The organism is Microbacterium sp. WHRI 7836 (assembly GCF_040223885.2).
Classification (GTDB): Bacteria; Actinomycetota; Actinomycetes; order Actinomycetales; family Microbacteriaceae; genus Microbacterium; species Microbacterium oxydans.
In genome coordinates, this window is record NZ_CP168171.1 from 1,315,706 (window position 1) to 1,333,602 (window position 17,897).

Annotated in this window: 22 protein-coding genes; 18 read left to right on the forward strand and 4 right to left on the reverse strand. The window is 68.1% G+C overall.

Features of this window, described 5'->3' with window-relative positions; translation table 11 throughout:
- Positions 1-81: 81 nt before the first annotated feature.
- The 3 genes from ftsE (at position 82) to smpB (ending at position 2,681) form a co-directional block, all read left to right on the forward strand.
- Entirely contained in the window at positions 82-1,230 is a 1,149-nt protein-coding gene (gene ftsE, locus ABRP18_RS06240; protein WP_046749006.1) for a cell division ATP-binding protein FtsE, read from the forward strand.
- Positions 1,227-2,141 (forward strand): permease-like cell division protein FtsX, encoded by a 915-nt coding sequence (gene ftsX, locus ABRP18_RS06245; protein WP_046749007.1) that lies wholly within the window; start codon positions 1,227-1,229, stop codon positions 2,139-2,141. The genes ftsE and ftsX overlap by 4 nt, the downstream gene beginning before the upstream one ends.
- 63 nt (positions 2,142-2,204) lie before the next feature.
- A complete protein-coding gene (gene smpB / locus ABRP18_RS06250; RefSeq protein WP_046749008.1) occupies positions 2,205-2,681 on the forward strand; it encodes an SsrA-binding protein SmpB in 477 nt (158 codons plus the stop codon).
- Between the two features lie 21 nt (positions 2,682-2,702).
- Here smpB and ABRP18_RS06255 read toward each other — a convergent pair whose 3' ends face one another.
- Both ABRP18_RS06255 and lexA read right to left on the reverse strand, forming a co-directional pair.
- Complete coding sequence (locus tag ABRP18_RS06255) at positions 2,703-4,583, reverse strand: prolyl oligopeptidase family serine peptidase (protein WP_349885729.1); 1,881 nt, start codon at positions 4,581-4,583, stop codon at positions 2,703-2,705.
- A gap of 81 nt (positions 4,584-4,664) precedes the next feature.
- Complete coding sequence (gene lexA, locus ABRP18_RS06260; RefSeq protein ID WP_046749010.1) at positions 4,665-5,351, reverse strand: transcriptional repressor LexA; 687 nt, start codon at positions 5,349-5,351, stop codon at positions 4,665-4,667.
- 290 nt (positions 5,352-5,641) lie between these two features.
- Here lexA and ABRP18_RS06265 point away from each other — a divergent pair, with 290 nt between their 5' ends.
- The 7 genes from ABRP18_RS06265 to ABRP18_RS06295 all read left to right on the forward strand — a co-directional run bounded on the left by ABRP18_RS06265 (position 5,642) and on the right by ABRP18_RS06295 (position 10,506).
- Complete coding sequence (locus tag ABRP18_RS06265; RefSeq protein WP_193762523.1) at positions 5,642-6,010, forward strand: LysM peptidoglycan-binding domain-containing protein; 369 nt, start codon at positions 5,642-5,644, stop codon at positions 6,008-6,010.
- Between the two features lie 81 nt (positions 6,011-6,091).
- A complete protein-coding gene (locus ABRP18_RS06270; protein ID WP_349885730.1) occupies positions 6,092-7,177 on the forward strand; it encodes a histidinol-phosphate transaminase in 1,086 nt (361 codons plus the stop codon).
- Complete coding sequence (gene hisB, locus ABRP18_RS06275; RefSeq protein ID WP_349885731.1) at positions 7,174-7,791, forward strand: imidazoleglycerol-phosphate dehydratase HisB; 618 nt, start codon at positions 7,174-7,176, stop codon at positions 7,789-7,791. Before ABRP18_RS06270 ends, hisB begins: the two co-directional genes overlap by 4 nt.
- Positions 7,788-8,423 (forward strand): imidazole glycerol phosphate synthase subunit HisH, encoded by a 636-nt coding sequence (hisH, locus tag ABRP18_RS06280; protein WP_349885732.1) that lies wholly within the window; start codon positions 7,788-7,790, stop codon positions 8,421-8,423. The genes hisB and hisH overlap by 4 nt, the downstream gene beginning before the upstream one ends.
- A 103-nt stretch (positions 8,424-8,526) precedes the next feature.
- The gene (gene priA / locus ABRP18_RS06285; RefSeq protein ID WP_046749015.1) at positions 8,527-9,273 is read left to right on the forward strand and encodes a bifunctional 1-(5-phosphoribosyl)-5-((5-phosphoribosylamino)methylideneamino)imidazole-4-carboxamide isomerase/phosphoribosylanthranilate isomerase PriA; all 747 of its coding nucleotides are present in this window, start codon (positions 8,527-8,529) and stop codon (positions 9,271-9,273) included.
- Positions 9,257-10,054, forward strand: coding sequence for an SseB family protein (locus tag ABRP18_RS06290; RefSeq protein ID WP_349885733.1), 798 nt, complete (start codon positions 9,257-9,259; stop codon positions 10,052-10,054). Before priA ends, ABRP18_RS06290 begins: the two co-directional genes overlap by 17 nt.
- Before the next feature lie 23 nt (positions 10,055-10,077).
- On the forward strand, positions 10,078-10,506 hold the full coding sequence (locus ABRP18_RS06295; protein WP_058632210.1) for a hypothetical protein: 429 nt from the start codon (positions 10,078-10,080) through the stop codon (positions 10,504-10,506).
- Here the strand turns inward: ABRP18_RS06295 and ABRP18_RS06300 are convergent.
- Positions 10,499-10,897 carry a DUF1844 domain-containing protein gene (locus ABRP18_RS06300; RefSeq protein WP_046749018.1) on the reverse strand — a complete coding sequence of 133 codons (399 nt, stop codon included), beginning with the start codon at positions 10,895-10,897 and terminating at the stop codon, positions 10,499-10,501. The two genes, ABRP18_RS06295 and ABRP18_RS06300, sit on opposite strands and share 8 nt — an antisense overlap.
- Positions 10,898-11,128: 231 nt before the next feature.
- On the opposite strand from ABRP18_RS06300, the gene infC reads away from it, so the two are divergent.
- The 3 genes from infC to rplT all read left to right on the forward strand — a co-directional run bounded on the left by infC (position 11,129) and on the right by rplT (position 12,458).
- A complete protein-coding gene (infC, locus tag ABRP18_RS06305) occupies positions 11,129-11,770 on the forward strand; it encodes a translation initiation factor IF-3 (protein WP_082108707.1) in 642 nt (213 codons plus the stop codon).
- Between the two features lie 72 nt (positions 11,771-11,842).
- Positions 11,843-12,037: a 50S ribosomal protein L35 gene (rpmI, locus tag ABRP18_RS06310; RefSeq protein ID WP_017828564.1), complete on the forward strand. Its 195-nt coding sequence runs from the start codon at positions 11,843-11,845 to the stop codon at positions 12,035-12,037.
- A gap of 34 nt (positions 12,038-12,071) precedes the next feature.
- Positions 12,072-12,458, forward strand: coding sequence for a 50S ribosomal protein L20 (gene rplT / locus ABRP18_RS06315; RefSeq protein ID WP_017202428.1), 387 nt, complete (start codon positions 12,072-12,074; stop codon positions 12,456-12,458).
- Between the two features lie 8 nt (positions 12,459-12,466).
- Here rplT and ABRP18_RS06320 read toward each other — a convergent pair whose 3' ends face one another.
- Positions 12,467-12,919 (reverse strand): DUF2809 domain-containing protein, encoded by a 453-nt coding sequence (locus ABRP18_RS06320; RefSeq protein WP_349885734.1) that lies wholly within the window; start codon positions 12,917-12,919, stop codon positions 12,467-12,469.
- 57 nt (positions 12,920-12,976) lie between these two features.
- On the opposite strand from ABRP18_RS06320, the gene ABRP18_RS06325 reads away from it, so the two are divergent.
- From ABRP18_RS06325 to ABRP18_RS06345, 5 genes are all read left to right on the forward strand, one after another.
- Entirely contained in the window at positions 12,977-13,789 is an 813-nt protein-coding gene (locus tag ABRP18_RS06325; protein WP_349885735.1) for an RNA methyltransferase, read from the forward strand.
- 36 nt (positions 13,790-13,825) lie between these two features.
- Positions 13,826-14,497 (forward strand): response regulator transcription factor, encoded by a 672-nt coding sequence (locus ABRP18_RS06330; protein ID WP_046749021.1) that lies wholly within the window; start codon positions 13,826-13,828, stop codon positions 14,495-14,497.
- Between the two features lie 3 nt (positions 14,498-14,500).
- On the forward strand, positions 14,501-15,877 hold the full coding sequence (locus ABRP18_RS06335) for a HAMP domain-containing sensor histidine kinase (protein ID WP_349885736.1): 1,377 nt from the start codon (positions 14,501-14,503) through the stop codon (positions 15,875-15,877).
- On the forward strand, positions 15,874-16,836 hold the full coding sequence (locus tag ABRP18_RS06340) for a TAXI family TRAP transporter solute-binding subunit (RefSeq protein WP_046749023.1): 963 nt from the start codon (positions 15,874-15,876) through the stop codon (positions 16,834-16,836). Before ABRP18_RS06335 ends, ABRP18_RS06340 begins: the two co-directional genes overlap by 4 nt.
- Before the next feature lie 251 nt (positions 16,837-17,087).
- Positions 17,088-17,837, forward strand: coding sequence for an amino acid ABC transporter ATP-binding protein (locus ABRP18_RS06345; protein ID WP_082108708.1), 750 nt, complete (start codon positions 17,088-17,090; stop codon positions 17,835-17,837).
- Positions 17,838-17,897: the final 60 nt, after the last annotated feature.

The following is a 17,897-nucleotide window of genomic DNA, read 5'->3' on the forward strand; positions in this document are numbered from 1 at the left end:
CCATCCGGGTGGAGGGCGGACGTGCCTCTGCGGGGTGTCGCTCGCCGTCAGGGAAGAGCCCGCGCTTAGGCTCGTAGCGCCATGATTCGGTTCGAGAACGTCACGAAACGCTACCGCGGGACGTCGAAGCCCGCCCTCTCCGGTGTCGACTTCGAAGTGCAACGCGGGGAGTTCGTCTTCCTCGTCGGGGCCTCGGGTTCCGGCAAGTCGTCCTGCCTGCGCCTCATCCTGCGCGAGGACGTCCCCACCTCGGGACGGGTCGCGGTGCTCGGGAGGGACCTGCGAGCCCTCGCGAACCGCAAGGTGCCGTACTTCCGCCGCCATATCGGGTCGGTGTTCCAGGACTTCCGGCTCCTCCCGTCGAAGACCGTCCATCAGAACGTCGCGTTCACGCTCCAGGTGACCGGTGCCTCCCGCGGCTTCATCCAACAGGCGGTGCCTGAGGCGCTCGCTCTGGTGGGCCTCGACGGCAAGCAGAAGCGGATGCCCCACGAACTGTCGGGCGGTGAGCAGCAGCGCGTCGCCATCGCGCGCGCTCTCGTCAATCGGCCCCAGGTTCTGCTCGCCGATGAGCCGACCGGAAACCTCGACCCTGCGACCTCGGTCGACATCATGCAGCTGCTCGCCCGCATCAACGCGGGGGGCACCACGGTACTGATGGCCACCCACGAGGCCGGTTTCGTCGATCAGATGCAGCGCCGCGTGATCGAGCTGCGCGACGGCGAGATGGTCCGCGATGAGGTGCATGGCGGATACGGCGACACGTCCAACATCCCGCGCCTCGTGCCAGAGGAAGTGCGTGGTGCGGCAGCCGCTGCCGCACTGACCGCCGTCCAGGAGGTGCAGCGCCAGACCGCCGATCTCTCGGTGGTGCGTGCCGCACTCGCAGAAGAGCTCGCCAGTCAGCGTCAGGCTGCGGCAGCAGTCGATCGCGACGGGGAGACGGTGGTTCCGCCCGCCCCGCGCACGGTCGAAGCGCCGGAGCCGCAGCCCGCGGTGCAGGAGGGCGCAGCTGCGAACGTCGTCGAGCCCCCCGCCGTGGTCGAGCCTCCCGCTGCCGTCGAACCTCCCGCGGTGGTCGAGCCGCCTTCGGCCGTCGAACCCGCTCCGGCGGCACGCCCGCGAACGCATCCGATCGTCCTGCCGACGGTCGACGTCGCCGAACTCGGTGTCGCGGATCGCCTCGGTCTCTCCGACGAGGACGACGAGGAAGTGGGCCCGACCTCATGAGAATCGGACTCATCCTGACCGAAGCCCTCGTCGGACTCCGGCGGAACATCTCGATGGTGATCTCCGTCGTGCTGGTCACCTTCGTGTCCCTGACCTTCGTGGGCGCCGCGATCCTCATGCAGGGGCAGATCGGCGTCATGCGCGGCTACTGGGCCGAGCGCGCCCAGGTGGCTGTGTACATGTGCTCGGCCGTGTCGGAATCCGAGACGTGTCTCGACGGTGCGGCGAGCGAGGAGCAGGTCGCAGCCGTGCGTGCGCAGCTCGAGGGCGACGCGCTCAAACCGCTCATCAGCTCGATGACCTTCGACACCAAGGAAGAGACCTACGCCAAACTCGTCGACCAGCTCGGCGCGGACCAGGCGAGCGTGCTCACTCCCGACCAGGCCTTCGAAGTGTTCTTCGTGACCATGAAGGATCCCGGCCAGTCCCAGGTGCTCGCCGAAGCCTTCAGCGGACAGGCTGGGGTCGAGCAGGTGAAGGATCAGCTGCAGTACCTGGAGCCCCTGTTCTCCGCTTTGACCGTCGCGACGTACATCGCGGTCGGGATCGCCGTGCTCATGCTCATCGCCGCGACTCTCCTGATCGGCACGACGATCCGCCTGTCCGCGTATGCGAGGCGCAAGGAGATCGGCATCATGCGCCTCGTCGGAGCGTCCAACCGCTTCATCCAGACCCCGTTCGTGCTGGAGGGCGTGTTCGCGGCCTTCCTGGGGTCGGCCCTGGCCAGCGCTGCGGTCGTCGCAGGCGTGCACTTCGGCGTCAACGGCTATCTGCGGGGAAGGGTGCCGTTCATCACGACGTGGGTCACGATGCAGGACGCGGCACTGGTCGTCCCGGTGCTGATCGGCATCGGAGTGATCCTCGCCGCCCTGTCCGCGGGCTTCGCGATCCGACGCTGGCTGCGCACCTGATAGCCTGAAAGGCTGCTCGGTCCGATCGATCGATCGGGCTCATCACGGCAACAGGAGAGCATCATGCCCAGGGAACGCGGAGAGAAGGTCGTCGCGACCAATCGTCGCGCACGTCACGACTACGCCATCGAGAAGTCGTACGAGGCGGGGATGGTGCTCACCGGCACCGAGGTCAAGTCGCTGCGTCAGGGACGAGCCAACCTCAGCGACGGCTACGCGTTCGTCAAGGGGAACGAGGTCTTCCTCGACTCAGTGCACATCCCGGAGTACTCGCAGGGGCATTGGACGAACCATTCGGCCAAGCGCATCCGCAAGCTGCTGCTGCACCGTGAGGAGATCGCGAAGATCGCCCACGCCGTCTCGGCAGGGGGATACACCCTCATCCCGCTGAAGCTGTACTTCTCCGACGGTCGCGCCAAGGTCGAGATCGCCCTCGCCAAAGGTAAGCGCGAGTACGACAAGCGACAGACCCTGCGTGAGCGTCAGGACACCCGCGAAGCCGACCGCGCCATGCGTCTGCGCAACCGCGTGGGGGAGTGACCCTCGCGGGGGAAGTCGTCCTCACAGACGCGGCTCGAAGCCGAACACACGGCCGAGGAACGTCAGCTCGCGCTCGAGGGCGTCGACGATCGTGTCGGCGCTGCGGAATCCGTGCCCCTCGGCGGGGTACAGCACATACTCGTGGTCGACTCCGCGTGCCGCGAGCGCGTCTCGGATCGCCTCGGACTGCGAGGGCGGAACCACGCGATCCTCGCCGCCCTGCAGCAGCAGCACGGGCGCGTCGATCCGGTCGGCGTGCGTGAGCGGTGAACGCTCCACGTACAGGTGCTCGTGCTCGGGGAGGGGACCGACCAGACCGTCGATGTACGACGCCTCGAAATCGTGGGTCTCCGCGACGAGCATGCGCAGATCGGCGACCCCGTAGCGGCTGATCCCGGCAGCGAAGGCTCCGCCCCGCACCAGCGCCGACAGCACGGTCCAGCCGCCGGCCGACCCGCCGCGGATCGCGATCCGGTCGGGGTCGGCCAGGCCCGCGTCCGCCAGACCGCGGGCCGCGGCGATCACGTCGTCGACATCGACGATGCCCCACTGGCCGTCGAGACGTTCACGGTATGAGCGGCCGTACCCCGTGGATCCTCCGTAGTTCACGTCGAGCACGCCGATGCCGCGGCTCGTGTAGAACGCGATCGCCTCGGACGCCGCCCCGGTGACGTGCGCCGTCGGCCCCCCGTGCACCAGGACGATGTAGGGCGGGAGCTCGCGATCGGGAGCCGTCGCGTGCGGGTTCGCCGGCGGGTACGCGAACGCGTGCACCTCTCCGTGCGGGCCCTGGATCTCGATCGGCATCGCAGCGGGCATCCACTGCGGATCGACCGGTTCGCCGCCGCGCACCGCCACGGTGGCACCCGATACGACGTCGACGCACCACAGCCCGGCGTTCGCACGCGAACCGTTGCCGGAGAGGAGCACGCGGGTGCCGTCGACATCGTCGACGCTCACATGGCCGTCTCCGGGGAACGAGATGACGTCGACGCGGTCGTCGGCAGCATCATCGGTATCGATCACCACGACCTCGTCGCGCCCGTTCGTCCGGACGGCGACGACACGGCCGTCGTCGAGCAGCTGATACCAGCGGTTGCCGAGGACCCAGAGTCCATAGCCCGTGTCGGCGTCCGAGGGTGAGACCTGCCGTGCGGTGCCGACCGGGACCACACCGTCCAGGGAGATGCGCTGCAGGGCCCAGCGCCCACCCGGATCATCGGCGAAGAGCAGCTCCGAGTCGCTCAGCCACTCCGGCTGCAGCGCCGCCCGTGAGGGGATCGTGCGCGGAGTATCCTCACCGACCTCGGCGACCTGCACGTGCGCGTCCTCCCACGGCATGCGGCCGCTGTCCCACGCGACCCACGCGGCGCGGGTGCCGTCTGGGGAGAGCGCGGGGTGGGCGAAGAAGCCATCGCCCTGCACGATCACCGTGATCGCGGACGCATCCTCGGCTGCGGAGCCGTCGAGCGGGATCTCGACGATCGCTCGGAGATGCGGCGTGCGGGAGAGGTCTTCGCGCACGGCCAGCAGTCGACCGGACTGCACACGCAGGCCGCCGTGGGAGGGTCCGGGAGGGGTGAGAGCAACGGGCTCGCCTCCCACGCTCAGACGACGAACCCGCTGGTCGTTCGCGTCGACGAAGTAGAGCGTGCCGTGCTCGTCCGCCGTCCACGCACCCCCGCCGTACTCGTGCACACGTGAGCGTGCGCTCCAGGGGGAGGGGAGGATCTCGGCTCCGGAGGAGCTCCGCACCGTCACGCGGCCCTTCTGGGCCGGCACCGACTCGCCCCACCAGATCTCCGAGCCGACGAAACGGGCGCCGTCGATGCGCGGTGAAGACGCGGCGACCGAGGCGGCGGAGAACGGGGATGACCAGGAACCGTAAGGGGACGACGACATGTCTCGAGCCTATGCGGCGTCGCACCGCGTGTGCGGCCACGCCGTGGGCCCGACCACTGTCCGCGCTGACCGGATCGAGGGTCAGACGGCGCGGAGCACCGCCACGACCTTGCCGAGGACGACGGACTCGTCGCCGAGGATGGGTTCGAATGCCGAGTTGCGGGGGAGGAGCCAGGTGTGGCCGTCCCGGCGGCGCAGCACCTTGACCGTCGCCTCGCCATCGAGCATCGCCGCGACGATCTCGCCGTTCTCCGCGCTGTTCTGGGAGCGGACCACGACCCAGTCGCCGTCGCAGATGGCGGCGTCGATCATCGACTCGCCGGAGACCTTGAGCATGAACAGGTCGCCCTTGCCCACCAACTGACGGGGGAGCGGGAAGATCTCCTCGACCTGCTGATCCGCGGTGATCGGCACGCCGGCGGCGATCCGTCCCACCAGGGGGACGAGCGCGGCGTCGCCTACGGGAGTCGCGACGTCGGCCGGGTTCTCGGTGCTGGCGCCCGGCAGATCGATGAGCACCTCCATCGCCCTGGTCTTCCCCGGGTCGCGGCGCAGGTAGCCACTCAGCTCGAGCTGTCCGAGTTGATGGGTGACGCTGGAGAGGGACTTGAGACCGACGGCGTCTCCGATCTCGCGCATGCTCGGCGGATAGCCGTGGTTCGCGATCGAGTTCTGGATGACCTCGAGGATCGCCATCTGCTTCGGGCTGAGGCTCTTCCGGCGGCGCGTGCGCGGTGCCTCCGACTCGGCGGCAGAGTTCTCGCTCATGGTGCTCCTTCAGTGCGTGATCCGACGTCCCTCTTCGAATGTCGGAGGCCCGTGGTGGGGTGTCCTTATCGAAACCGTATCCGAGAATCGGGCCGATCTGGAAGATCTGTTCGAGCGTGTCGGCCTCTTTCCCCGGTGTGGTTTCGAAGAATACTTGACAAATGTTCGAACTCGAAGATATCTTCGGTACGTAGCTTCGCATTCCCGGCTCCCGGCCGAGTCGTGAATGCGAACGCTACGCCAACTTCCCCGGCAGCCTCACCGCTCCGGGACAGGCTAAGGAGCACCACATGAGCAGCATCGGCTTCAGCACCGCAGCAGTCATCCCGGCATCGCCCCGTCCTTCGACGAGACTCCGGCTGACGACGCGTGGTCGCGCTGTACTGCTCGCCCTGGCGTCGGTGCCCCTCGCCGCCGGCATCGCGTTCGCGGCGCTCAGCGGCGGCAGCGCGGTCGCGTCGGGTGCCGACACCGCACCCGCCGGCGTCGAGACCGTCACCGTCATGCCCGGTGACACGCTCTGGTCCATCGCCACCGGCGTCGCGCCCGACGCCGACCCGCGCGATGTGATCGGCGACATCAGCCGGATGAACCTGTTGCGCGGCGGGGAGCTGCAGATCGGGCAGACTCTGGCGATCCCGGCTCAGTACGCGCGCTGATCCGGCGGAGGGCTCAGACGAGGAGTTCCTGGGGCGGCGACTTTGCGTCATCAACCTCAAGCGCCGCCTAGCATGGGAAGGGTGACCCTCTCCCTCAACGATCTCCCGCTACGTGACGATCTCCGCGGATTGAAGCCATACGGTGCTCCACAGGCGCCGCTTCCCATCGCGCTCAACGTGAATGAGAACACGCATCCGATCCCCGATGCGGTGGCGAGCGACATCCTCGATGACATCGCCGTCGCGATCCGTGATGTCAACCGCTACCCGGATCGTGAGTTCACCACGCTTCGCGAGTCTTTCGCGGAGTACCTGGGCCACGGTCTCGTCCCCGAGCAGATCTGGGCGGGCAACGGGTCCAATGAGGTGCTCCAGCACATCCTGCAGGCCTTCGGAGGCCCTCGTCGCACGGCTTTCGGGTTCGCGCCGACCTATTCGATGTACCCGCTCATCGCGCAGGGCACCGGTGCGCGGTGGATCGCCGGTACGCGTCAGCCCGACTACACCATCACTCCGGAGGAGGCGGCCGAGCAGGTGCGGGCCGCCGAGCCGGACGTGGTCATCCTCTGCTCTCCCAACAACCCCACCGGCACGCCGCTCGGACTCGACGTCATCGAAGCGGTGTATGAGGCTGCCAGGGGCATAGTGATCGTCGACGAGGCCTACCAGGAGTTCGCGCCGCATGACGCGGTCTCCGCACTGACGCTGCTCGAGGGGCGGCCGCGTCTGGCCGTCTCGCGCACGATGAGCAAGGCCTTCGCGTTCGCCGGAGCCCGTGTCGGGTATCTCGCGGCCGACCCGGCGTTCATCGACGCGCTGCGGTTGGTGCGTCTGCCGTACCACCTGAGCGCACTCACCCAGGCGGCGGCCATCGCGGCGCTGCGCAATGCCGACGTCATGCTCGGCATGGTCGAGGAGATCGTCGAGCAGCGCGACCGCATCACGGCGACTCTCGAGGCGCTGGGTTACCAGCCGCACGAATCCTGGTCGAACTTCGTGCTGTTCGGTGGAGTCTCCGACCCGAAGGCCACCTGGCAGCAGCTGTACGACCAGGGGGTGCTGGTACGCGATGTCGGCATCCCAGGACACCTGAGGGTGAGCGCGGGCACCGAGGCCGAGACCACCGGGTTCCTTGATGCTCTTGCCTCGATAGGATCGGCTTCATGAGCACTTCCGCACCGACCCCGCGCACCGCGAGCCGTGTGCGCCGCACGTCGGAGTCCACCGTCGAGCTCGAGCTGAACCTCGACGGGACCGGCGTGAGCCACATCGACACCTCGGTGCCCTTCTTCGACCACATGCTCACGGCGTTCGCGAAGCACTCGCTGACCGACCTCACCGTGCGCGCTTCCGGTGACACCCACATCGACGCACACCACACCGTGGAAGACGTCTCGATCGTGCTCGGACAGGCGATCCTCGAAGCCCTCGGCGACAAGTCCGGCATCTCCCGGTACGGAGACGCCCTCGTCCCCCTCGACGAGGCGCTCGCGCAGGCCGTGGTCGACATCTCGGGCCGCCCGTACCTCGTGCACACGGGGGAGCCCGAGGGGTTCGAGCACCACCTGATCGGCGGACACTTCACAGGGGCGCTCGTCCGCCACTCCTTCGAAGCCATCACGTTCAATGCCGCTCTCACGGTGCACGTGCGTGTGCTCGGCGGCCGAGACCCGCACCACATCGCGGAAGCGGAGTACAAGGCGTTCGCGCGTGCGTTCCGTCAGGCCAAGGCGCTGGATCCGCTCGTCGACGGCATTCCGTCCACCAAAGGCGCGCTGTGACCTCGGCTCCTCGCGTCGCGGTGTTCGACTACGAGTCGGGCAACGTCCACTCGGCCGTCAAGGCTCTCGTGGCTGCCGGTGCCGACGCCGTGCTGACCCGTGACCGCACCACCGCCCTCGAGGCGGACGGCCTGGTCGTTCCCGGCGTCGGCGCGTTCCAGGCGGTTCGCGATGCCCTGCGTGCGCACGGAGGCGACGAGATCATCGACCGCCGTCTGGCCGGTGGCCGTCCCGTCCTCGGCATCTGCGTCGGGATGCAGGTGCTGTTCGAGCACGGCGTCGAGCGTGGGCGTGACACCGCAGGGCTCGGAGAGTGGCCCGGAGCCGTCACCGAGCTCAACGCGCCGGTGCTTCCGCACATGGGCTGGAACACCGTCGCGCCCGGTTCCGACAGCATGCTCTTCCGCGGCATCGAGCAGGAGCGCTTCTACTTCGTGCACTCCTACGCCGCCCAGTCCTGGCAGCTCGATGTCATTCCGCCGTTCCCGGAACCCGTCCTGACCTGGACGACCTACGGCGATCCCTTCCTCGCCGCCGTGGAGAACGGCCCGCTGTCGGCGACGCAGTTCCACCCGGAGAAGTCCGGCGAAGCAGGTATCCAGCTGCTGCGCAACTGGGTCGAGAGTCTCTGACGACGCCCGCCGACGTCACCCGTTTTGTTCCCCGCCGCCCGGCGGACTACCCTCGGTTCTCGTGCCCGCACCGGGCCGAAGAGCTTCCCGATCCAAGGACCCCATGAACGACTTCGCGCAGTCCCCCTCGCTCACGCTCCTTCCCGCGGTCGATGTCGCCGGGGGCAAGGCCGTCCGACTGACTCAGGGCGAGGCCGGAACCGAGACCAGCTATGGCGACCCGTTGGACGCCGCAGGGGAGTGGGTGTCGCAGGGCGCCTCCTGGATCCACCTGGTCGACCTCGACGCGGCCTTCGGTCGGGGCAGCAACGCGCCGATCCTGCGCAAGGTCATCAAGCAGTTCAAGGGCGTGAACATCGAGCTTTCGGGTGGTATCCGCGACGACGCGACGCTGGAGGCGGCTCTGGAGAGCGGCGCGACGCGGATCAACCTGGGCACGGCGGCGCTGGAGAATCCGGAGTGGGCTGCCGACGTGATCGGCCGTTACGGCGAGGCGATCGCCGTCGGTCTCGATGTGCGCGGAACGACGCTCGCCGCCCGCGGATGGACCAAGGAGGGCGGGGACCTCTGGGAGGTGCTCGACCGCCTCGAAGACGCCGGCTGCAGCCGCTACGTGGTCACCGACGTCACGAAGGACGGAACCCTCCGCGGTCCGAACCTCGACCTTCTCCGTGAGGTCACCTCCCGCACCCCGAAGCCCGTGGTCGCGTCAGGCGGCATCTCGAGCCTGGACGACATCGCCGCGCTCCGCGACCTCGTGCCGTTGGGCGTCGAGGGCGCGATCGTCGGCAAGGCACTCTACGCCGGCGCCTTCACGCTGGCTGAGGCACTGGATGTCGCAGGAGACTGACGCGCACGCGTGCGGCCCCGAGCCGCACAACTACGGCGATTCAGCAGGCGTCCCGTGGGAGGGGCGCAGCTTCGAGTCGAATCCGCACGCCGCGGACGACGGTTCCGCCGACCCCGCGCTGCTGGCGGCGCTGCTGCGCTTCCGCGCCGGCGAGGGTAGCCAGTCCGAGGTCGTCGACGCCTTCCGTGCCGCCCGTGTGCTGGTGCCCCTCATCGCGGAGAAGGGGGAGGAGGGGATCGCCCCCAACGGCCTCACCGTTGACAAGACGCAGGAGCTCTCCATCGTCACGGTCGCGGCTCCGGATGGTCGGCGCGTGCAGCCGGTGTTCTCGTCGGTCCAGGCGATGCAGGCGTGGGACCCGACGGCGCGACCCATCCCCGTCGAAGCTATCCGCGCGGCGCTGGCCGCCTCGTCGGAGGACACCGACCTGATCGTGCTCGACCCGACGTCCGACACCGAGTTCGTCATCCGGCGCCCTGCCGTGTGGGCGATCGCTCAGGAGCAGCGCTGGGAGCCGAGCTTCCTGTCGACCGAGGTGTTCACGGCGCTGCAGGAGAGCGTGGCCCACGAACTGGCCGTCATCGACGTGGCTGTGGATTCCGGGGACCCCGACGCCCGTCTGCGCGGGCCCGAGCTCATCGTGGTCCTCGAGCTGGTCGACGGACTCGAACGCGAGGTGCTCGACGCCGTGCTCTCGCGTCTCGCGTCTCGCTGGGCATCGGACGACCGGATCGCCGTGCTCGTCGACTCCCTCACCGTGAAGCTCCGCCGCAGCGCCTGAACCGCTTCGCTACGCTCGGGGACATGCCCCGGACTCTGTTGCGAGCTCTCGCCGCCGTCGTGCTGCTCGGAGGCGCCGTCGCCGGCACTTCCGGCTGCGTGGTCAACGCGTGCCCGGCGATCGCCTACATCAGCACGGTCGTCGTCGACGTGAGCGCCTTCCCGGCGGCGACCGACCTCCAGTTCTGCGCGGACGGGCAGTGCTCACCGGGGCCGGGGGAGGATGCGAGTTCGTCCGCGAACCTGTTCTCGGCGTCTCCGTCGGCCGACGGCACGTGGAGCATGTCCTTCGACATGTCCACGCCCGACCTGGTTGACATCCGGTTGTTCGATGCGCAAGGTGCCGTCATCCATGAGTCGGAACAGGAGATCTCCTGGACTCGCACCGAAGGGCAGTGCCCCGGCCCGGCCTCGGCCGACCCTCTGGTCGTCGAGCCCGCGGCAGCTAGTTGACCGGGCCGGTCCACTTCTCGCCCGGTCCCTTGCCGATCGGATCGGGGATCGTGGACGCCTCGCGGAAGGCGAGCTGGAGTGAGCGGAGACCGTCGCGCAGGGACCGCGCGTGCATGTCGCTGATCTCCGGAGCGCCGGCGGTGATGAGCCCGGCGAGGGAGTTGATGAGCTTGCGCGCCTCGTCGAGGTCGAGCTGCGCTGCGGCGTCCGGATCGTCGGCGAGCCCGAGCTTGACGGCTGCCGCGCTCATGAGGTGCACGGCGGCGGTGGTGATCACCTCGACTGCGGGTACATCGGCGATGTCGCGGGTGGCCGACGATGCGGCCTCCTCCTGACGTGCCCAACGCTCTTCGCGCTCGCGTGCCGCCTCGTCCGGTGCCTGGTTCGTCACTTCGCCTTGCTTTCTGTTAGACTTTGGCGGGCTCCGGAGCGTCATGCTCCGGAACGAAAGAGGATTCACTTCCCACCCGCGCTTGCCGTTCAAGGCTACCGGGTCTTGCACTCCACCGGCTCCGTTCGAAAGAAGGAGCCGGTAGACAGGGTGCGGAGCCGGCGTCTGAATGCCGGTGGGTGGGGACGATTCCGATTTCGCCCGTGATGCAGACAGCGTCGCGGTGGCCGAATCACATCGTCTAAGGAGTTCCGCATCAGCGATCCCCGTACCAATGAGCGCATCCGCGTCCCCGAGGTCCGCCTCGTCGGCCCCGCGGGTGAGCAGATCGGCGTCGTCCGCATCGAAGCCGCACTGCGCCTCGCGCAGGAAGCCGATCTCGACCTCGTCGAGGTCGCCCCGAACTCGAAGCCGCCCGTCGTCAAGATCATGGACTACGGCAAGTTCAAGTACGAGGCCGCCCAGAAGGAAAAGGAAGCTCGCCGCAACCAGGCGAACACGATCCTCAAGGAAGTGCGCTTCCGTCTGAAGATCGAGGCTCACGACTACACGACCAAGCTCAAGCGTGCCGAGGGCTTCCTCAAGGCCGGCGACAAGGTCAAGGCCATGATCCTGTTCCGCGGTCGCGAGCAGTCGCGTCCCGAGCAGGGTGTGCGTCTGCTGCGCAAGTTCGCCGAGGATGTCGCCGAGTTCGGCACCGTCGAGTCGAACCCGACCATCGACGGTCGCAACATGGTGATGGTCGTGGCTCCGCTCAAGAGCAAGTCCGAGGCGAAGCAGGAGCAGAACGCCGTGCGCGATGCTCAGCGCGCGGACAAGAAGCAGGCTGCGCGCGAGGCGAAGAACGAGGCCGCCGCCACCACTGCGGAGTAGTACCCGCCCCAGAACTCCCGCACCGCGGGTTGACACCGTCGCCTGAGAAGGCGCCATACGAAGGAAGAGAAGATGCCGAAGCAGAAGACCCACTCGGGTGCTAAGAAGCGCTTCAAGATCACCGGCAGCGGAAAGCTGAAGAAGCAGCAGGCCGGGATGCGCCACAACCTCGAGCACAAGTCGAGCCGTCGCACGCGTCGTCTGAACCAGGACCAGGTCCTGTCGAAGGCTGACACCAAGGTCGCGAAGAAGCTTCTCGGTCGCTGACGCGCGCCGAACGCACGAATAGGAACACAGGAAAATGGCAAGAGTCAAGCGGGCAGTAAACGCCCACAAGAAGCGCCGGGTCATCCTCGAGCGCGCCTCCGGTTACCGCGGACAGCGTTCGCGCCTCTACCGCAAGGCCAAAGAGCAGGTCATCCACTCGCTGGTCTACTCGTACCGTGACCGTCGCAAGCGCAAGGGTGACTTCCGTCGTCTGTGGATCCAGCGCATCAACGCTGCGGCCCGCCAGAACGGCATGACGTACAACCGCTTCATCCAGGGCCTCGGCCTCGCGGGTGTCACGGTCGACCGTCGCATGCTCGCCGACCTCGCGGTCAACGACGCTGCCACGTTCACGACGCTGGTCGAGACGGCGAAGAAGGCTCTTCCCTCCGACGTCAACGCGCCGAAGTCGGCTGCGTAAGCACCTCTTCACACAGGGCGCTCTCCTTCGGGAGGGCGCCCTGTGGTGTTTCCCGGCGTGGCGAGGACTGCCGCGCGGCTGACCGCGAGGTCGACGAGAGCGGCCATGGCGACGGCACCCGCGTAGACGAGGATGTCGCGTCCATCGAATCCGGAGCCGAGGACGAGGCGGATCGGGGGGAGTGCCGATCCCCACTCGCGAGGGATACCGGTGAGCTGGAACAGTTCGACGCCGGCGCAGAACACGAAGGAGACGAGGGCCGGCGCGAGGGGGCGGCACCGCGCGGCGATCAGGGCGACGAGCAGATAGATGAGCACGGCGTACAGCGCATCGCCGATGACGTCGCCCACGACCCCGCCCCCACTGCGATGGATGACGAGCCCGATCGCGACCGTCGCGACGGCGAGCACTGCGAGGACGATCCGCCGACGGGAGCTCCTCACCGCGGCATCGATCGTCATGCAGGCACCCTACCCGGATGGTGCGGGAGAGGGCCGTGCGTTCCCTAGACTGTGATCGTGCTGGAGAACCCCCGTTCGCCCCGAGTCCGTGCTGTCGCGAAGCTGACCAAACGCAGCGCGAGGACTGAGACAGGCCTGTTCCTTCTGGAGGGCCCGCAGTCGGTGCGCGAGGCGCTCACCTACCGTCCCGAGGCGATCGTCGAGCTCTTCGCGACGCCGAACGGCTGGGAGCGGCACCCCGACATCCGCGCGAAGGCCGCAGAGGCGGACATCGAGGTCGAGTACGTCACCGAGTACGTGCTCAACGCCATGGCCGACACCGTCACACCGCAAGGCCTCGTCGCCGTCGTGCAGCAGACGCCGACGTCGGTGCGCGACATCTTCGACGCCTCGCCGCGACTGGTGGCGATCTGCGAGGAGGTGCGGGATCCAGGGAACCTCGGCACGATCATCCGGGCAGCAGATGCCGCGGGTGCGGATGCCGTCGTCCTGACCGGTCGCACCGTCGATCCGTACAACCCGAAGGTGGTGCGCGCGACCACAGGGTCCCTGTTCCACCTTCCCGTCTCGGTCGGGGGCGACCTCGCCGAAGTCGTGAAGCGTGCTCACGCCGCAGGTCTGCGCATCCTCGCGGCGGACGTGAAGGGCGATGACCTGTTGGAAGCGCGCGCGGAGGGCGTGCTGGCCGGGCCGACGGGATGGCTCTTCGGCAACGAGGCGCGCGGACTCGAAGACGAGGCGCTGGATCTCGCGGACCGCGTGCTCAAGCTTCCGATCTTCGGCCGAGCCGAGTCGCTCAATCTGGCGACGGCCGCCAGCGTCTGCCTGTATGAAAGCGCATTCGCTCAGCGGGCGACGTCCGTCGACTGAGGTGACGGACGCCGGGGGAAGCGGGAAGCGGAGTCGATGAGGATTCTGATCGTCGAAGACGACGACCGGGTCGCAGGCGCACTGGAGGCGTTTCTCGCCCGGTCCGGGTACGCGACCGTCCGCGCGGCGGATGGAGCGTCTGCGCTGGGTCTTCTCGGAGCGGACACCGAGGTGGTGCTGCTCGATCTCGGCCTGCCCGACGTCGACGGGGTCGACCTGTGTCGCCGGATCAGGGGCCGCTCCGAGGTCCCGATCGTGATCGTGACCGCCCGCAGCCAGGTCGCGGAGCGCATCAAAGGGCTCCGCGCCGGAGCCGATGACTTCGTGGTGAAGCCCTACGATGTGCACGAGCTCCTGGCGCGGATCGAGGCGGTGACACGGCGATCCAGGCCGATGAGGCCCGAGGCGGATGCGCGCGTCCTGCTCCACGGAGGCGGCGTGCAGGTCGATCTGATCGCTCGCCAGGTGCTGGTCGACGGCGCGGCCATCGACCTCACGCGCAAGGAGTTCGACATCATCGCCGTCCTGGCCCGCTACCCGGGAGTGGCGGTGCCGAAGGACCGGCTGATCCGCGAGGTGTGGAACACCGACTGGCGAGGATTCGGCCATTCTCTGGAGGTGCACGTCGGGGCGATCAGGAAGAAGACCGGGGTCCGCGGGGTCATCGAGACGGTCCGCGGGGTCGGCTATCGGCTGGCAGGGTCCTGAGTCGTGCGTCGTCGCCTCATCCTCGTGTTCCTGATACCGCTCGTCGCGATCCTGGCCGGACTCGGCGGTGCCGCGGGGTGGAGCGCCGCCCAGAGCGTGCAGCAGGCCTTCTATGCGCAGCAGATCGGCGACCTCGGCTACTTCGTCACGAGCGCGCGCCAGGCTCTGCGCTCCGGCAGTGCTGCCGTGATCGAGGCGGAGGTGGAGCGGTTCCGCGAGGTCTACGGGATCGAGGTGACCGTGTTCGATCTCGGGGGCGGCGTGTGGGCCGCAGCGGATCAGGACCCGGCGGTGCTTCGCGAAGACGATGCCGAGCGCGTCAAGCTGGCGCTCTCCGGTCGACGAGCCGAGCAGCCGACGGTGGTGTTCCCGTGGAGCGTCTCGGATTCCGCATTGGCCGAGCCGGTGTTCGATGACGGTGACGTGATAGGCGCCGTGCTCGTCGCCGGAGATGTGGCGACTCCGCGCGCCGCGATCCTGCACCAGCTCCTGCTCATCTCGGCGATCGCGGGCGTGCTCATCGCGCTCGGCGTGCTCCTGGTTTTCCGGCTCGCGCGTTGGGTGCTCTCGCCGGTGCGCCGACTCGACGAGGCCATGGTCGCGATCGAGCGCGGCGAGATGGACGCGCGCGTTGCTGCGGACGACGGTCCGCCGGAGCTCCGCCGCATGGCGCAGGTGTTCAACGGCATGGCCGACGAGATCGAACGGGTGATGACGAGGCAGCAGGAGTTCGCGCTCAACGCCTCACACGAACTGCGCAACCCCCTCAACGCTCTGCTCCTGAGAGTGGAGCATCTGGCGACGGGACTCGGCGACGAGTGGCAGGGCGACGTCGAGGAGACGAGGGAGGAGGGGCGCCGGATGACCCGCATCCTCGAGACACTTCTCGGCCTCGCACGCGGCGGCCGTGGCGACTCGACCGTCTCCGCTGTGGATCTGGCGACTCTGGCCGCTCGTCGCCGGGAAGCATGGCGCGATGTCGCGGCTCAGCGCGGAGTCGGGCTGCGCTCCACCGGTGTGTCATCGGTGATGAGCGTGACCGACCGCACGATCGTGGAGAGCGCGCTGGATGCCGTGATCGACAATGCCGTGAAGTTCTCGCCCGAGGGGGCGCACATCGAGATCGGGGCGAGACGGGAAGGAAGCGTCTGTCGGATCACGGTCCGCGATCACGGCCCGGGCCTCACCGACGAGCAGGCAGCTGCGGCGACCGACCGGTTCTGGCGCAACGCCGACACCGGGGACACACCGGGGTCAGGACTCGGGCTGGCGATCGCGAGCGATCTGCTGGAGACGATCGGGGGAGAGCTGGCGGTCTCTACGGCACGGGGTGGCGGACTCGAGGTCGCGCTCGTCCTGCACGACGGGTCCACGCCATGAGGTCGGCCGCCAGGGGACTTCTCGCGGGAGGACTCGCGTTCGTGCTGCTGACCGGGTTGACCGCGTGCGTCCCTCGCTCCGACGAGTGGAGCGACGTCGAGTACGCGATCGCCAGCGGGGGCTCGACCGGTGTGTACTACGACTACGGCAGCCACCTGGCGGAAGAACTGTCGGACCGGCTCGACCTCCGGATGGTCGCGCAGGAGACCGCGGGATCGGTCGACAACCTGCTGCGGGTGAGTTCGGGCGAGGCCCTGCTCGGATTCGCGCAGGGGGATGCCGCCGCCGACGCGGTGTCGGGCACCGGCGCCTTCGAGCGGCCGTTGGAGGTGGAGGCTCTCGCCCGCCTGTACGACGAGTACGTTCAGGTCGTGGTGCGGGGGGATTCGGACATCGACGACATCGGCGATCTTGCCGGCCGCACCATCTCCCTCGGCGCCGAGAACTCCGGCGTCAACGTGATCGCCGGCCGAGTGCTCGACGCGGCAGGCGTCGCGCTCGATTCCGTCCGCGACCCCCAGCTCGACCTCAGCGCGTCGATCGGTGCGATGGAGCGTGGTGAGATCGACGGCTTCTTCTGGGTGGGGGGCCTGCCCACTCCCGGCGTGGCCGAACTGTCCTCGCGGGCTCCGGTGCGTCTGCTCCCGATCGAGCCCGAGTGGGTCAATGCCGTGAACGAACGGTACTCGCATGCCTATCGGCAGGCCGATGTCCCCGCGGGGACATACGGCCTGCCGGACTCCGCACCGACGATGGCCGTTCCCAACTATCTCGTCACCGCCGCATCCACGCCGGATGCCGTCGTGCACGATGTCCTGGCCGGGCTCTTCGACGCGCGACTGCGCATCGCGGGGGAGGTGCCGACCGCGGCGCTGCTGGATCGGCGCTCGGCGATCTTCACCGGTCCGGTCCCTCTCCACGATGGTGCGATCGACTACTACCGCGACCTGCGCGGTTGACTGCTCAAGAAATCCTCAAGAAGTCTGACAGCGGGGCCGGCGCTCTGCCATTGTGAGGTCGATCGCGCACGATCGTCGCCTGCTGCACAACTGTCGTTGGGGCATCGCAGCAGGACGATTCCGCGGCCCGTGGGGGCGGGCCGCGGGGTACCCATGCACAGCAGCATTGGTGCCGCGATCAGGTGATTACGAACGTGTAAATCTCACCGAGGTGCCTGGAGACCCGCGCCCGACGTGGCTAGTTTGGAGAAATGATGACCTCTGATACCCCGCTCGTCGTGGTCGAGAACGTCCAGAAGCACTACGGCGACTTCCAGGCGCTCACCGACATCGATCTGACCGTGAACTCGGGGGAGGTCGTCGTCGTGATCGGCCCGTCCGGCTCTGGGAAGTCGACACTGTGCCGCACGATCAACCGCTTGGAGACGATCACCAGCGGGAGCATCCGCATCGACGGCAAGGAGCTCCCGGCCGAGGGCAAGGGCCTGGCTCATCTGCGCGCCGACGTCGGCATGGTCTTCCAGTCGTTCAACCTCTTCGCCCACCTCACGATCCTCGAGAACGTGACTCTCGGACCGATCAAGGTGCGCGGCATCAAGAAGGCCGACGCCGAGAAGGAGGCGATGATGCTGCTCGAGCGCGTCGGCGTGGCCCAGCAGGCCTCGAAGCTCCCTGCCCAGCTCTCCGGTGGTCAGCAGCAGCGCGTGGCCATCGCCCGCGCTCTCGCGATGCAGCCCAAGGTGATGCTGTTCGACGAGCCCACCAGTGCGCTCGACCCCGAGATGATCAACGAGGTGCTCGACGTCATGGTCGAACTCGCCCAGGACGGGATGACGATGATCGTCGTCACGCACGAGATGGGCTTCGCGCGCAAGGCCGCCGACCGCGTCGTGTTCATGGCGGACGGACGGATTGTGGAGGAGGCGACTCCCGAGGAGTTCTTCACGCACCCGAAGAGCGATCGCGCCAAGGACTTCCTCTCGAAGCTCCTCACGCACTGACGCGCCCGCACACTCACACACTCACACACAGACCCTGCACACACAGCACACGAAGGAGAC